This is a genomic window from Paenarthrobacter sp. OM7 (assembly GCF_029873575.1).
Taxonomy (GTDB): Bacteria; Actinomycetota; Actinomycetes; order Actinomycetales; family Micrococcaceae; genus Arthrobacter.
Genome location: NZ_CP123579.1, coordinates 1,478,394 through 1,492,651, shown reverse-complemented (window position 1 = coordinate 1,492,651; position 14,258 = coordinate 1,478,394). Strand labels below are relative to the sequence as shown.

14 protein-coding genes are annotated in these 14,258 nt (G+C 63.2%); 10 read left to right on the top strand and 4 right to left on the bottom strand.

Features of this window, described 5'->3' with window-relative positions; translation table 11 throughout:
* Positions 1-215: 215 nt before the first annotated feature.
* The 5 genes from QEH68_RS07010 to QEH68_RS06990 are packed head-to-tail and all read left to right on the top strand — an operon-like array spanning position 216 to position 5,795.
* Positions 216-1,355, top strand: a complete 1,140-nt coding sequence (locus QEH68_RS07010; RefSeq protein ID WP_242703618.1) for a 5-(carboxyamino)imidazole ribonucleotide synthase — start codon at positions 216-218, stop codon at positions 1,353-1,355.
* Complete coding sequence (gene purE, locus QEH68_RS07005; RefSeq protein ID WP_089594181.1) at positions 1,352-1,915, top strand: 5-(carboxyamino)imidazole ribonucleotide mutase; 564 nt, start codon at positions 1,352-1,354, stop codon at positions 1,913-1,915. The genes QEH68_RS07010 and purE overlap by 4 nt, the downstream gene beginning before the upstream one ends.
* A gap of 20 nt (positions 1,916-1,935) precedes the next feature.
* Complete coding sequence (locus tag QEH68_RS07000) at positions 1,936-3,552, top strand: LCP family protein (protein WP_280627985.1); 1,617 nt, start codon at positions 1,936-1,938, stop codon at positions 3,550-3,552.
* 53 nt (positions 3,553-3,605) lie between these two features.
* The gene (manA, locus tag QEH68_RS06995) at positions 3,606-4,856 is read left to right on the top strand and encodes a mannose-6-phosphate isomerase, class I (protein WP_280627513.1); all 1,251 of its coding nucleotides are present in this window, start codon (positions 3,606-3,608) and stop codon (positions 4,854-4,856) included.
* A 3-nt stretch (positions 4,857-4,859) separates the two neighbouring features.
* The gene (locus QEH68_RS06990) at positions 4,860-5,795 is read left to right on the top strand and encodes a peptidoglycan bridge formation glycyltransferase FemA/FemB family protein (protein WP_207596809.1); all 936 of its coding nucleotides are present in this window, start codon (positions 4,860-4,862) and stop codon (positions 5,793-5,795) included.
* 137 nt (positions 5,796-5,932) lie between these two features.
* Here QEH68_RS06990 and glpX read toward each other — a convergent pair whose 3' ends face one another.
* Positions 5,933-6,955, bottom strand: coding sequence for a class II fructose-bisphosphatase (gene glpX / locus QEH68_RS06985; RefSeq protein ID WP_017198677.1), 1,023 nt, complete (start codon positions 6,953-6,955; stop codon positions 5,933-5,935).
* Positions 6,956-7,080: 125 nt separating this feature from the next.
* Here glpX and QEH68_RS06980 point away from each other — a divergent pair, with 125 nt between their 5' ends.
* From QEH68_RS06980 to QEH68_RS06960, 5 genes are all read left to right on the top strand, one after another.
* Entirely contained in the window at positions 7,081-7,857 is a 777-nt protein-coding gene (locus QEH68_RS06980) for a DUF4245 domain-containing protein (RefSeq protein WP_242703557.1), read from the top strand.
* A gap of 51 nt (positions 7,858-7,908) precedes the next feature.
* Positions 7,909-8,523 carry a carbonic anhydrase gene (locus QEH68_RS06975; RefSeq protein WP_011774029.1) on the top strand — a complete coding sequence of 205 codons (615 nt, stop codon included), beginning with the start codon at positions 7,909-7,911 and terminating at the stop codon, positions 8,521-8,523.
* 87 nt (positions 8,524-8,610) lie between these two features.
* Complete coding sequence (locus QEH68_RS06970) at positions 8,611-10,038, top strand: class II fumarate hydratase (protein WP_089594175.1); 1,428 nt, start codon at positions 8,611-8,613, stop codon at positions 10,036-10,038.
* 183 nt (positions 10,039-10,221) lie between these two features.
* Complete coding sequence (locus QEH68_RS06965) at positions 10,222-10,908, top strand: TetR/AcrR family transcriptional regulator (RefSeq protein ID WP_207596807.1); 687 nt, start codon at positions 10,222-10,224, stop codon at positions 10,906-10,908.
* Positions 10,905-12,578 (top strand): MDR family MFS transporter, encoded by a 1,674-nt coding sequence (locus QEH68_RS06960; RefSeq protein WP_280627512.1) that lies wholly within the window; start codon positions 10,905-10,907, stop codon positions 12,576-12,578. The genes QEH68_RS06965 and QEH68_RS06960 overlap by 4 nt, the downstream gene beginning before the upstream one ends.
* 2 nt (positions 12,579-12,580) lie before the next feature.
* On the opposite strand, the gene QEH68_RS06955 is transcribed toward QEH68_RS06960, so the two are convergent.
* From QEH68_RS06955 to QEH68_RS06945, 3 genes are all read right to left on the bottom strand, one after another.
* The gene (locus tag QEH68_RS06955; RefSeq protein WP_207596805.1) at positions 12,581-13,057 is read right to left on the bottom strand and encodes an NUDIX domain-containing protein; all 477 of its coding nucleotides are present in this window, start codon (positions 13,055-13,057) and stop codon (positions 12,581-12,583) included.
* A 4-nt stretch (positions 13,058-13,061) separates the two neighbouring features.
* A complete protein-coding gene (locus tag QEH68_RS06950; RefSeq protein WP_280627511.1) occupies positions 13,062-13,562 on the bottom strand; it encodes an META domain-containing protein in 501 nt (166 codons plus the stop codon).
* 128 nt (positions 13,563-13,690) lie between these two features.
* Positions 13,691-14,242 (bottom strand): A24 family peptidase, encoded by a 552-nt coding sequence (locus QEH68_RS06945; protein WP_280627510.1) that lies wholly within the window; start codon positions 14,240-14,242, stop codon positions 13,691-13,693.
* Between the last annotated feature and the right edge of the window lie 16 nt (positions 14,243-14,258).

Genomic DNA, 14,258 nt, shown 5'->3' with positions numbered 1-14,258 from the left:
TGGGCCGATGGGCCAAGTCCATTTTAGCCCCGATTTCCCCGCACTGCCTTTGAGGTGACTGTGAGAACGCCGATACTGGCGCCCTCATGCCGCCGGAGCTGTGGAAAAAGCAGCCGCGAGGGCGGCAGAATCAGTGATCACGCCACCGGTTCGGTAGGCTGAACCTTGTGACTTTTCCAGTAATTGGCGTTGTTGGCGGCGGCCAGCTCGCACGAATGATGGCTCCGCCCGCTACCGCCTTGGGCTTCGAACTCCGTGTTTTGGCTGAGGGTGAGGACGTTTCGGCTGTTGCCGCGGTGGCCACAGCCCCGATCGGCGACTACAAGGACCTGAACGCTCTCCTTGAGTTCTCCAAGGGCCTGGACGTGCTGACGTTCGACCACGAACATGTCCCCACTGAACACTTGCGGGCCCTTCTGGATGCCGGCGTCAACGTCCAGCCCGGCCCCGACGCACTGGTCAATGCCCAGGACAAGCTGGTGATGCGGGCTGCGATCGACCGCCTCGGTCTTCCCAATCCAGAGTGGTCCGCGGTCAACAGCGTTGAAGAGCTGGTGGCTTTTGGCGACCGCATCGGCTGGCCCGTTGTCCTGAAGACACCACGCGGCGGTTACGACGGCAAAGGCGTCAGGATTGTCCACTCAGCAGAGGACGCCGCGGAGACCGCCGATTGGTTCCAGGCCATGAGCCCCTTGCTTGCGGAGGCAAAGGTGGACTTCAGCCGCGAACTCTCGGCACTGGTCGCCCGCACCCCCGGCGGCGAATCGCGGGCCTGGCCCGTGGTCCACACCATTCAGGTGGACGGTGTCTGCGACGAAGTCATCGCACCGGCCCAGAACATCCCCGTTGAGGTGGCCGCTGCCGCCGAGGAAGCTGCGTTGCGGATCGCCAACGAGCTTGGCGTCACCGGCGTCATGGCTGCAGAACTGTTTGAAACCCCGGGTGTCGGTGCAGGCTTCCTCATCAACGAACTTGCCATGCGCCCGCACAATACGGGGCACTGGACCCAGGACGGCTCCATTACCAGCCAGTTCGAACAGCACCTTCGGGCTGTGCTGGACCTGCCGCTCGGCGCAACCGACGCGCTGGCCCCCGTGGTGGTCATGAAGAATTTCCTCGGCGGCGAGAACCAGGACCTGTTCAAGGCCTTCCCCCTTGCGTTGGCCTACGAGCCCGCAGCCAAGGTCCACTCCTATGGCAAGTCCGTTCGTCCCGGCCGCAAGATCGGCCACGTGAACCTCGTAGGCAGTTCGGTCTCCGACGTCGACTCTGTCCGCCAGCGCGCCACGGTCGTGGCCAACATCATCCGCGACGGCCGCAAGCCCGAGCAGACCACCCTTGAGGAGACCGCATGACGTCAGAAGCAACAGCCCCGCTGGTAGGGCTAGTGATGGGTTCGGATTCGGACTGGCCCGTCATGGAAGCCGCAGCGGACGCCCTGGCAGAATTCGGTATCCCCTTTGAGGCGGACGTCGTTTCTGCGCACCGCATGCCCACCGAAATGATCCGTTACGGCCAGACTGCCCACGAGCGTGGACTGCGGGTCATCATCGCCGGTGCGGGCGGCGCCGCCCATCTTCCCGGCATGCTGGCCTCGGTGACACCGCTTCCTGTGATCGGCGTCCCCGTGCCCCTGAAGACCCTGGATGGCATGGACTCCCTGCTGTCCATCGTCCAGATGCCTGCCGGTGTCCCGGTGGCCACGGTGTCCATTGCCGGGGCCCGCAATGCCGGACTCCTGGCTGTCCGGATGCTGGCCTCGGGAACGGACGAACTCGCAGCGAAGCTCCGCGCAGATCTGCTCGATTTTGCCCAGGAGCTCAATGACGTCGCCAGCAAGAAGGGCGAAAACCTGCGCCGCAAAGTAGAGGAAGTCTTCTCCCCTGCCAACGCTTCAGACCGGGGCTCCCGCTAGGAAGGCAGCGGTTGACTACCATGCACAAGACTTCGAATCAGCCCGGTTCCGCCCTGACTGATCCCGTCCGCTATCCGTCCGGGGCCAGCGCCCCGGTGCGGACCAAACGCGCCTTCGTGCTGGTGCTCCTCACGCTCTTTATCCCCGGCAGCGCCCAGATTGTTGCCGGAGACCGAAAACTTGGCCGGATGGCGTTGCGCGTCACGCTCACCGTGTGGGCACTGGCGCTGGTTACCCTGTTCATCGCGTTGGTGAACCGCACCGTGTTGCTCAGTATTTTTACCCATCCGATCGGTTCACTCTTCATCATCGTGGTCCTTGTTGCTTTGGCTCTGGGATGGGCCTATCTGTTCCTCAACACCCTGCGGATCATCAGGCCTGCCCTGCTGGCTCCGGGGATGCGACCCATCATTGCCGTGGTCCTGGCAGTCTCTACAGTGCTTGCCAGCGGCTCGCTGGGTTACATCGCCTACGTCCTGAACGTCAGCCGGAACGCCATCGGCAGTATTTTCAACGCCGGCCCGGCCATCGATCCCGTGGACGGGCGTTACAACTTCCTCATGATGGGTGGCGACGCCGGGGATGACAGGACGGGCCGCCGCCCGGACAGCCTCTCCGTCATCAGTGTCGATGCCAAGACCGGCGAGAGCGCCATCATCTCCGTCCCCCGCAACCTTCAGAACGCCCAGTTCAGCGAGGGCTCACCCATGCGTGAGATCTACCCTGAGGGCTACAACTGCGGTGACGAATGCCTCATCAATGCCGTCAATACCGAGGTCACCAACAACTACCAGAACCTCTACCCCGGAGTTGCCGATCCCGGCGCCCAGGCCACCTTGGAGGCGGTCTCCGGCACGCTCGGAATCACTGTCCAGGCCTACGTCCTGGTGGACATGGATGGCTTTGCCAAACTCATCGACGCCATGGGCGGCATCCGCATCAAGGCCGGCGGCTGGGTTCCCATCAGTGGTCCCGTCACTGATGAGGCCAATGGGATCCATGGCATGCCGGACGGCTGGATCCCGGCCGGTGACCAGCACCTGGATGGTTTCCATGCCCTCTGGTACGGCCGCTCCCGCGAATTCGTGGATGACTACGCCCGCATTGCCCGCCAGCAATGCGTACAGCAGGCCATGCTCAAGCAGTTGGATCCGGCCACCCTCCTGACCAAGTTCGAGGACATCGCCAACGCCGGCACCAAGGTTGTTGACTCCAATATTTCTTCCAACCAGCTGGGCAGCTTCGTGGACCTCGCCCTGAAGTCCAAGAACCAGCCCGTCAAGCGGCTCACCATCGGCCCACCGGACTTCGACGCGTCCTTCTCCACCGTGCCCGACTTCGACCTCATCCACTCCAAGGTCCAGGAAGTCCTGGCGTCGTCCAACGCCCCCAAAGCCGATGACGCCGTCGTATCGCCCAACGGCGCTGCTGCCGGCACCATCGTGGCTGCCGGGCCGGTTGCAGGGCGCCTCCCCGCAAGCCAGCTTCCCTCGCCGTCGGCCGATTTCACCCCGGTGACCACCACTCCGGACGGCACCCCCATCACCATCGAACTGCTGAACGGCCTTAAGGCCCAGGGCGATGAGCAAGGCATCCGGGATCTCGTAGCCACCAACGGACAGTGCGCACCGCTGTAGGCGTGCAGATCCCCTCCACCCCACGTCCAGCGCAACGATAAGGACCTTCTTTCGTGTACCAGATTGAGAATGTTTTGCGACCCTACGCGTGGGGTTCGACGACGGCGATCGCAGACTTGCTGGGGCGGCCGGCATCAGGTGGCCCCGAAGCCGAACTGTGGATCGGCGCCCACCCGGACTCCCCCTCCACAGCCCTTCACCCCAGCGGCGTGACCCAACCCCTGAACGCCTTGATCGAGTCCGATCCGCGGCGGTTCCTGGGTTCGGAGAGCCTGGCCGAATTTGGACCGCGGCTGCCGTTCCTCACCAAGTTGCTGGCAGCGGAACAGCCGTTGTCCCTGCAGGTGCACCCCAGCCTGGAACAGGCCCAGGAAGGCTTTGCCCGGGAGAACGCCGCCGGAATCCCCGCAGACGCAGCGGATCGCAACTACCGCGACAACAACCACAAGCCTGAGATGGTTTTTCCCCTCACTCCGTTCAGGGCCTTGTGTGGTTTCCGTTCCCCCGCTGATTCGCGGAGCATCTTTGAGCACCTGGCGCAGGTCCTCGATGCAGCGGCGGTGGACGTACCGGCAGTCATCCAGGACGTCATCTCCGATCTCGCCCAGGCCGACGAGCGCGCTGCGCTCAAGGCAGCTTTCAGCCGCCTTATCGAGGGTGGCGGAGATATCTCCGACGCCATCAACGAGGTAGTGGCGGTCCTGTCCGCCGGAGCTCCGCTGGAGCCGCACCGGGAAGCCCTGACGGCAATGCTGGATATCAACGAGGCCTTCCCCGGCGATCCCGGCGTCCTCATCTCACTTCTCCTCAACCACCTCACTCTGGAGCCCGGCGAGGTGGTTTACCTGCCTGCGGGAAACATTCACGCGTATCTTCATGGGCTGGGCGTTGAAGTCATGGCTTCCTCCGACAACGTGCTTCGGGGCGGGCTCACCCCCAAGCATGTGGACGTTCCGGAATTGCTGAAGACGGTCCGGTTTGAAGCCCTCGGAGTGCCGCGCGTCCAGGTCAGTGGCACCGAATTCGGGCAGGAGCTGTACCGGCCGCCCTTCAAGGAATTCCAGTTGCAGCGCATTGAACTTGGCCCGGGTGCCGAGCCGGTTCCCTTGGCGCAAACCGGACCTGCCGTCGTCGTGGTGGTTTCCGGTTCGGTGCTGCTTGACTCGCCCAAGAGCGACCTCCGCCTCGAGCGCGGCGCGGCGGCGTTTATTCCGGACCTTGAGGCACCCGTGAACGTCCATCCTGTCCAGGGAGCCACGGAAACCAGCATCGCCTTTGCCGTCACCACAGGGCTGGGGAACTGATCCATGGAGTTTTTCCTGCAAACTCCCGCGTGGGCTGCTGTGCAGCGTTCACTGGGCCGCCGAGTCCACGAACAGTCCGGCCCGGGCTGGAGTTTCCTCGCCATTGAGGAAAAGAATCCCGCCGGCAAAGTCATCTATGCCCCCTACGGTCCTGTGGCAGAGTCCGTTGAAGCGTTCGACGCCGCCACGGAGGCCTTGGTAACCCTGGCCAAAAAGGAGCATGCGGTCTTCGTCCGGATGGAACCTGCAGCAGCCGGTTTTACAGCGTCCGACGCCGGCCCCCTCCTCCGCGCGCGCGGCTTGCGTCCCGCTCCGGTCAACCAGCAGCCCGAGCTGAGCTGGATCGTGGACCTCGACGGCGACTTCAAGGACGTGCTGGCCGGCATGAAGCCGACCAACCGGAACCTGTACCGGAACATCCACAAAAAGGGCGTGACCTTCCGCGCTTCCCAAGATCCTGCAGACATCAGGATTCTCCTGCACTTCCTCCACCTGACAGCTGCCCGGAACGGCTTCAAGCCACAAAGCGACGAGTACCTCACCCAAGTAGCCGCTTCCCTGCTGCCCCACGGCGCCGGAACACTGTTCATTGCGGAGCTGGAGGGCGAACCCATCGCTGCTGCCTTCGCTTACGACTCCGCTGACACCCGCGTCTACGCCCACGCGGCCTTGGACGACACACACCGCAAGCTCAGCGCGGGCATCCCCCTCCTGGTGACGCTCATGGCTGACGCCAAGGAAAAGGGCTTGAAGCACGTGGATCTCTGGGGCGTGGCGCCCGAGGACCAGCCGGACCACAAGTGGGCCGGGTTCACTGCGTTCAAGAAATCCTTCGGCGGCCGCGAAGTCTCCTACCCCGGCACCTGGGACCTCCCGGTCAACAAAGTCCGCTACGGTGCCTACCAACTGGCCAGAAAGCTCCGCGACAAACTCCGCTAGGCCTTTTCCCGCGACCCACCCGTACCGCCACCGGACACAGAGAAGGACAGCGAGTATCGCGAAAGCGGCATCAAATCGACGAGGTACGAGGAGATAGCCGCCGAGCGATGCTCGCCGTCCTTCTGTTAGAAGCGGAGTTACGGCTTGCGCGCGTACGTCTCCCACTTGGATGCGTGGTGCTCGGCCTCAACAAAGCGGACCGTCCCGGACTTGGAGCGCATCACGATGGACTGCGTCATCACGCGGTCCTTCTGGTAGCGCACACCGTGGAGGAGGTCGCCGTCGGTGATGCCGGTGGCTGCGAAGTAGCAGTTGTCCGAAGTAACGAGGTCGTTGGTGGACAGGACGCGGTCGAGGTCGTGTCCGGCGTCGATGGCTTTCTGCTTCTCTTCATCCGACGTTGGCCACAAGCGGCCCTGGATGACGCCACCAAGCGACTTGATGGCACAGGCTGCGACGATGCCTTCCGGGGTTCCGCCGATACCCATGAGGGCGTCAACACCGGTGCCGGAGCGGGCTGCGGCGATGGCGCCGGCGACGTCGCCGTCCATGATGAACTTGGTGCGTGCACCGGCTTCGCGGATTTCTTCCACAAGGGGGCGGTGGCGGTCGCGGTCCAGGATCATGACGTTGAGCTGGTTGACCTTGACGCCCTTGGCCTTGGCGATGAGGTGCAGGTTCTGCTTGACGGGCAGGCGAAGGTCCACCATGTCGGCGGCTTCTGGGCCGGTAACGAGCTTCTCCATGTAGAACACGGCGGAGGGGTCGAACATGGATCCGCGCTCAGCAACTGCCAGCACTGCGAGGGCGTTATTGATGCCGAGGGCGGTCAGACGGGTTCCGTCGATGGGGTCGACGGCGACGTCGCACTCGGGGCCGGTGCCGTCACCAACCTGCTCGCCGTTGAACAGCATGGGGGCTTCATCTTTTTCGCCTTCACCGATGACCACAACGCCGTTGAAGTGGACAGTGTGAAGGAACGAACGCATGGCATCGACGGCGGCGCCGTCTGCCTTATTCTTGTCACCGAATCCCACCCAGTGGCCACCGGCAATTGCCGCGGCCTCGGTGACTCGGACGAGTTCAAGCGCAAGGTTGCGGTCGGGTTCGTCGAGGCCGACGGCGAGCGACGGCGAAATCGTGGAATACTGCTGGGTCATTGGTGCAGGAGACACTTGAACCTCTTCTTCGAGTGACGATTCACGGGACCGGACATGGTTGCGCGGGGCAACCCGGGGTTCCTCTATCAACGATCATAGTCGCCACGTGGTCCAGGAGTCGTTGGATGACCACAGCCCCCGATGCCGGTGGTGAGGTTCCCGGATGTGTGTTCCCTGCCGGGATAAGGGATCATGGACAGGTGAGTGAAACGCAGGACAAGCCCGCAGCCGAGAACCAATCGGACGCTGCAGCGGCCAGCCATAACGATGCCCAGGCCATCCCGGATGCCCCCTACAAACCCGTCATTGCGGCGAAAGCTGCCAAGCGGGCCAACGCGTCGGTCATTGGCATGGTCATTGCCCTGCTTGTCTGCGTGCTGGCTTTCCTCCCCATCGTTTTGATGAACCCGGCTCCGAAGGGCGAGGGCTTCCGGCCCGATGTTGACGTGGCAGCCATTGCCCGCAACGCCGCAGGTGTGGCGGGATTCACACCGGTGACCCCGGATACGGGCGACACATTCAAACCCAACTACGCCCGGTGGGAATCAGGCACGGGAAGCGGCGTCCCGACGTGGGAGATTGGTTTCCTGACCCCCAAGGAGGCCTTCATCGGCCTCACCCAGACCACCCAGGCCAACCCCACCTGGATCTTGCAGCAGACGGAAAACCTGCCCGTCACCGGCACGCGCAACGCCGGTGGCCAGGATTGGGAACTGCGGGACTCCGGCAAGGAGAAGCGCAGCATGGTCCTGGAGTACCGGGGTACCACCATCATCTTGAGCGGCACCGCGAGCCTGGATGAGTTCGCAACGCTCGCTGCCGCCGTCGTGAAGTCCGCAGAGCAGGCGCCGTCGGCAAGCGCGCCCCCCTCAGCCCCTGCATCGACGCAACCGTCCGCTTAACCCGCGCAACAGTTTCACGGACTGCCCTGTCAGCGTCGTAAAGTAAGGCTCGTGCCTACTTACCTGACTCCAGCCCTGGCGTGGCGCCGTCTCCGCGAGGGCAACGAACGTTTTGTTTCCGGCGAATCCCTGCACCCCAACCAGGATGCTTCGCGTAGATCCTCACTCATTGAGAACCAGAATCCTTTTGCTGTCATTTTCGGCTGCTCGGATTCACGGCTCGCCGCCGAGATCATCTTTGACCTGGGCCTCGGTGACGCCTTCGTGGTCCGCACCGCCGGCCAGGTCATTGACGACGCCGTGCTTGGCTCCCTCGAGTACAGCATCAGCGAACTCCGGGTTCCGTTGATTGTGATTCTTGGCCATGACAGCTGTGGCGCAGTGAAGGCCACCAAGGCCGCCGTGGAAACCGGTGAGATGCCTCCAGGCTTCATCCGTGACCTCGTGGAACGCATCACGCCGTCGGTCCTGACGGCCAAGCGCAACAGCCAGGAAGACGTCAACGACATGGTGGTGGAGCACGTCAAGCAGACCGCCGCCCGCCTGGCCGACAGCTCGCGTGTGATTTCCGACGCCATCGACGACGGTCGGGTGGCTGTCATTGGCCTGTCCTACAAGCTCGATGAAGGCCGCGCGGCCCTCGTTTCCGGGATCGGCAAGCTCTAGGAGCACGTGCTCCGGCCCTGGCGCCGGAGCACGTAGCACTCCCCTCCGGGTTTTCTGTGCGGCGTCCAATCGCCCTAAGCTAGCCCCATGACTTCCACCACTGAGTTCCGTATTGAACATGACACGATGGGCGAAGTTCGCGTCCCCGTGAACGCCCTGTACCGCGCCCAGACGCAGCGTGCTGTGGAGAACTTCCCGATCTCCGGCAAGACGCTTGAGCGCACACACATCGAAGCCCTGGCCCGCGTCAAGAAGGCAGCTGCACTGGCGAACGCCGAACTGGGGGTGCTCGATGGTGAGCTCGCCGAGGCCATCGCCGCTGCCGCCGATGAGGTTGCCACCGGCAAGTACGACGGCGATTTCCCCATCGACGTCTTCCAGACCGGTTCGGGCACTTCCTCCAACATGAACACCAACGAGGTCATCGCCGAGCTCGCATCGCGCGCCCTCGCAGCCGCCGGGAGTGACAAAGTTGTCCACCCGAACGATCACGTGAACGCTTCGCAGTCCTCCAATGACGTCTTCCCGACGTCGGTCCACGTCGCCGCCACGTCTGCCTTGATCAACGACCTGATCCCGGCCCTCGAGTACTTGGCCGCTTCCCTCGACCGCAAGGCCGTGGAGTTCAAGGACGTCGTCAAGTCGGGCCGTACCCACCTCATGGATGCAACGCCCGTCATGCTCGGCCAGGAGTTCGGTGGCTACGCCGCTCAGGTCCGCTACGGCATCGAGCGCATCAACGCTGCACTCCCCCGTGTTGCCGAAGTTCCCCTGGGCGGCACCGCAGTGGGCACCGGCATCAACACCCCTGCCGGCTTCCCGGAGCGCGTGATTGAACTGCTCGCAGCCGACACCGGCCTGCCGCTGACCGAGGCCCGCGACCACTTCGAAGCACAGGCAAACCGCGACGGCCTCATCGAGGGCTCCAGCCAGCTCCGCAACATCGCGATCTCCTTCATGAAGATCAACAACGACCTTCGCTGGATGGGCTCGGGCCCCAACACGGGTCTCGGCGAAATCGCCATTCCGGACCTTCAGCCGGGCTCCTCCATCATGCCCGGCAAGGTCAACCCGGTGATCTGCGAAGCGTCCATCATGGTCTGCGCCCAGGTCATCGGCAACGACACCGCCATCGCCTGGTCCGGCACCAACGGCGCCTTCGAGCTCAACGTCGGCATCCCTGTCATGGCCGCCAACCTCCTGGAGTCCATCCGCCTGCTGGCCAACACCAGCCGCGTCATGGCTGACAAGATGATCGACGGCATCACCGCCAACGTGGAGCGTGCACGCTTCCTGGCCGAGGCTTCCCCGTCCATCGTCACCCCGCTGAATAAGTTCATCGGGTACGAAAACGCTGCCAAGATCGCCAAAATTGCCGTCAAGGAGGGCCTGACCATCCGCCAGGCGACCGAAAAGCTCGGCTTCGTTGGCGAGGGCGAAGGCAAGGTCACTGAGGCCGAGCTCGACAAGGCCCTGGACGTCACCACCATGACGGCGCCGGCCCACAAGGCCTGACTCTTGGTCTAAAACCCAACAGCACGACGGCGGCCGGTACCTTTCGCACGAAAGGTGCCGGTCGTCGTCGTACTCCGGAGTTTTTGTACGGCGCGCCCTGAGCACCCACCCTTCAGGGTCAACTGCTGTCCAAGAACTCCTACTTTTTTGCACTTTCCGGCTTGGAGTGCAAAACTTTACTTTGTGAGCAATAGTGCAAATATCGACGGCGGCCTCCGCGAGCGTAAGCGGGCTGCCACGCGGACGGCGATCACCGCCGTCGCGCGTTCCCTGACCGCGGAGCATGGCCTCAGCGGTTTCACTGTTGAGGAAGTCTGCGAAGGGGCGGGAATTTCGCGCCGAACCTTCTTCAACTACTTCCATTCCAAAGAAGATGCCGTGATCGGCTCTTTCTCGGATGAGTTGCCCGCAGACGCCTTGGAAGCGTTCAACCAGAACCCTTCGCGCACGCCGGACAGCATCTCCGGAACTCTTCTGGCAGCTCTGCATGTGCTCACCGTGACTCTGATGGAGCGTTCGTCCATCAGCCGTAGCGAGGTCCAACAGTTCATCGCTGCCATCACGGCCGAACCACAACTTCTGGCGCGCCTGACCCTGGAAGGGGAGGCCCGTGAACGGCAATTCGCTGCCCTGGTGGCCGCCCGCGAAGGGCTGGATCCTGAGCATCCCGAAGTCATGACAGCGACGGCGTTGTTCGGGGCGGTCTCCAAGAAGACAGCCCAGCAGTTCTTCTCGGAGGAGAACACCCGCCCGTACCGCGGCATCCTCGAACAGAACCTCAACGCCGCGCGGAAACTCTTTGCCCAGCCGCTGGCCACGAACCAGCAACTGGGCCCCAACCCCCTTGATACCTCGAAGGACCCCGCATGAGTACACTCCCGAAGGCAGCAGAACCGCTGTTGCTGACCCAGAAACGCATCTGGATCATCTTCTCGGCTCTGATCGCAGGCATGCTCCTGTCCAGCCTCGACCAGACCATCGTCTCCACCGCCATGCCCACCATTGTGGGCAAGCTCGGCGGGGTGGAGCACCAAGCCTGGATCACCACGGCCTACCTTCTGGCCACCACCATCGTGATGCCCATCTACGGCAAGTTTGGTGACATCCTGGGGCGCCGCAACCTGTTCCTCATTGCCATTGCCCTGTTCACACTGGCGTCCGTGGGCTGCGCCTTCGCCACCGATTTCTGGGGCTTCGTCATCTTCCGCGCCCTCCAGGGCCTGGGCGGTGGCGGCCTCATGATCCTGTCGCAGGCCATCATCGCTGACATCGTTCCTGCCAAGGAACGCGGCAAGTACATGGGCCCTTTGGGCGCCATCTTCGGTCTCTCCGCTGTGGCCGGACCGCTGCTGGGCGGATTCTTCGTGGACCACCTCACGTGGGAGTGGGCCTTCTACATCAACATCCCCATTGGTATCGCGGCGTTCATCACCGCCTGGTTCACCTTGACCCTGCCCAACAAGAAGGCCGAAAAGAAGATCGACATCCTGGGTGTCGTCTTCCTCTCCGCAGCCACCACGTGCCTCATCTTCTTCACCGACTTCGGTGGCAAGAAGGACGAGGGCTGGGACTCGCCGCTTACCTGGGCGTTTGGCGCGGGCATGGTCCTGGCTGCCTTCGCCTTTGTGATGGTTGAACGCCGGGCCGAGGATCCCATCATTCCCCTGAGCCTGTTCAAGAACCCCATCTTCATCAACGCAACGGCCATCGGCTTCACCTTGGGCCTTGGCATGTTCGCTGCCATCGCCTTTGTCCCGACGTTCCTGCAAATGTCCTCGGGCACCTCGGCGGCAGAGTCGGGCCTGCTGATGCTCCCCATGATGGTTGGCCTGATGGGTACGTCCATCTACTCCGGTATCCGGATTTCCAAAACCGGCAAGTACAAGATGTACCCCATCCTCGGTGCGGCCCTGACCATCGCTGCGATGTTGTGGCTGACCACTCTGGCAGCGTCCACGCCAATCTGGGTGATCTGTGTCCAGCTCCTGATCTTCGGCGCAGGCCTGGGCCTGATCATGCAGGTCATCGTCCTGGTGGTGCAGAACTCTGTTCCGGCTGACCAGATCGGCACGGCCACCAGCACCAACAACTACTTCCGTGAAGTAGGTGCATCGCTGGGTGTCGCCGTCTTCGGTGCGATCTTCACCAACCGCTTGTCCGAATCGTTGACCGAGGCATTCACCGGCGCCGGCGCTTCTGCCGAACAAGCTTCGCAGTCCACCAGCACGTTGGATCCCCAGGCACTGGCACAGCTCCCTGACCAATTGCGGGACGCGATCGTCAACGCTTACGCCAACTCGCTCGCACCCGTGTTCTGGTACTTGGTACCCTTCATTGCCATCGCACTGATCCTGGCCATCACGCTCAAGCAGATCCCTCTCTCCGACACGGCCGGAATGGTGGCACGCGGTGAGGCTGTGGGCGGCGAGGAGGCCGAGAAGCTGGCGGCTGAGCGCTTGATTGGTCAGCTCGAAGCCGACGTTGCTGCGTCGGATGACCTCGACAAGGACCGACCCGCGGCCGAAGCAGGACGCAAGTAGCGTCAGTCCTCCGTTTGGTACGCCACGGGGCCCTCGGGCTCCGTGGCGAGCCTGATGGCCTCGAGGTTGCCGGAGCTCATATCCGGGAGGTCGTCCAGTTCAAACCAGCCGACGTCGATGGATTCGTCGTCGTTTACCCGGGCTTCCCCGGAAATGTACTTGCACCGGAATGTAATGTCCAGGAAGTCGCAGACGTCCCCGTTGGGGAAGGTCACCGGACCTACAACCCCAACGCCGAGGATCCGTTCAGTCTCAGCCACCACCGCTGTTTCTTCGAAGATTTCCCGTACAAGGCCCGGAGCAGGGTGCTCCCCCGGCTCCAACATTCCCGTGATCAGGGTCCAGTGACCGTTGTCTGCCCGCTGGCACAGCAGCACACGGCCATCGTTATCGAAGACCACCCCGCGGACGGCCGGTAGCCAGAGGGGGTCGTTGCCGATCTTCTCCCGCAGTTTGAGCACAAATTCCGGTGCACCCATGGTGTCAGCTTTCCTTCAGGTCAATGGTGGCGTGTGCATTGCGCAAGGTGAGCGTATCGCCGTCGAGCTTCCACTGAACAGGCTGCTCAAAGAGCTTCTCTATCCAGGCCTGGTAGCTGCCCGTTGGATCCTCGCAGCCCCTGTCCGTAACGGACACCAACCCCGGTGTCAGGACATCATCCTGGACCGAAACCTGCACCTGCAGATGGTTGCAGGGCGTGGCGACATGCAAGGTCCACACTCCATCGAAACGCGCCGACGTTACACGCAGCGGATGCGTGCCGAGCCACGCTAGCTCTCCTGTGGCGTCGCTTCCGCGCACGGACGCGAATTCGGAACACCCCAGCGGAGTTTCGCAGGACCGCACCGGCCGCTGCAAGGCCTGCGACGTGATGGCCGACGGCGTCGGAGCGGAGGAGGTGCTGCCTGGTTGGGCACATCCGCTGAGCAGGACGGTGCAGGCAATGGACACAGCCACCGCGAGCCTCAACCTGTTCCGCTGCATTGTGCACCCTCTCCTGGCGCCCCGCACGCGTCGGAACACCCACTGGGCTAAGCATGCCGCACGCCGGTGAACACCGAGAATACGGAGACCGTTGCAATTTGGCCGCAGTTGGTCCTTCCCGTGAAACGCTACGCGGGCAGGACGATCATGGCGGCCGCAGCACCTGCCAGCATGAACGGCCCAAAAGGAATGGCCGATCGCAGCGTACCGCGGCGTGACACCAGGATAGCCAGGCTCCACAGGCCGCCCAGAATGAAAGCGGCGAACGTCCCTGCGAACACATGGCTCCACCCCAGGTATCCCAAGTAGAGGCCCAGCACACCCGCCAACTTGACGTCACCGAAGCCCATGCCGGGCGGGTGGATGAGCCTCAACACGAAATAGAAGAGCCACAGCACAGCGCCGCCCGCGAGGACCCGGAGTCCGGGCACAGCGAAAAGGTCCGCAGAAAGGTGGCGGTCCGGACCGGCATCGGCGAAGAAAGCCAGGAACGATGCCGCCAGCAACAACACCCCTGCCACTGCGTACGACGGAAACACAATGCGGTTGGGCAACAGGTGGCTCCGCACGTCTATCACCGTGAGCCGAACAGCCATCACCACGAAGTACAGGCACGCGGCCATCACCAGCCAGAAGCCCAGCGGGCTGGCATCCCAGAGGTCGGAGAGTCGTCGGATCACTCTCGGATGCTATCCC

Coding starts and splice junctions, on each gene's coding strand:
- QEH68_RS07010 (WP_242703618.1), top strand. CDS start 216: ATGATGGCTCCGCCCGCTACCGCCTTGGGCTTCGAACTCCGTGTTTTG.
- purE (WP_089594181.1), top strand. CDS start 1,352: ATGACGTCAGAAGCAACAGCCCCGCTGGTAGGGCTAGTGATGGGTTCG.
- QEH68_RS07000 (WP_280627985.1), top strand. CDS start 1,936: ATGCACAAGACTTCGAATCAGCCCGGTTCCGCCCTGACTGATCCCGTC.
- QEH68_RS06990 (WP_207596809.1), top strand. CDS start 4,860: ATGGAGTTTTTCCTGCAAACTCCCGCGTGGGCTGCTGTGCAGCGTTCA.
- glpX (WP_017198677.1), bottom strand. CDS start 6,955: ATGACCCAGCAGTATTCCACGATTTCGCCGTCGCTCGCCGTCGGCCTC.
- QEH68_RS06980 (WP_242703557.1), top strand. CDS start 7,081: ATGACCACAGCCCCCGATGCCGGTGGTGAGGTTCCCGGATGTGTGTTC.
- QEH68_RS06970 (WP_089594175.1), top strand. CDS start 8,611: ATGACTTCCACCACTGAGTTCCGTATTGAACATGACACGATGGGCGAA.
- QEH68_RS06960 (WP_280627512.1), top strand. CDS start 10,905: ATGAGTACACTCCCGAAGGCAGCAGAACCGCTGTTGCTGACCCAGAAA.
- QEH68_RS06955 (WP_207596805.1), bottom strand. CDS start 13,057: ATGGGTGCACCGGAATTTGTGCTCAAACTGCGGGAGAAGATCGGCAAC.
- QEH68_RS06950 (WP_280627511.1), bottom strand. CDS start 13,562: ATGCAGCGGAACAGGTTGAGGCTCGCGGTGGCTGTGTCCATTGCCTGC.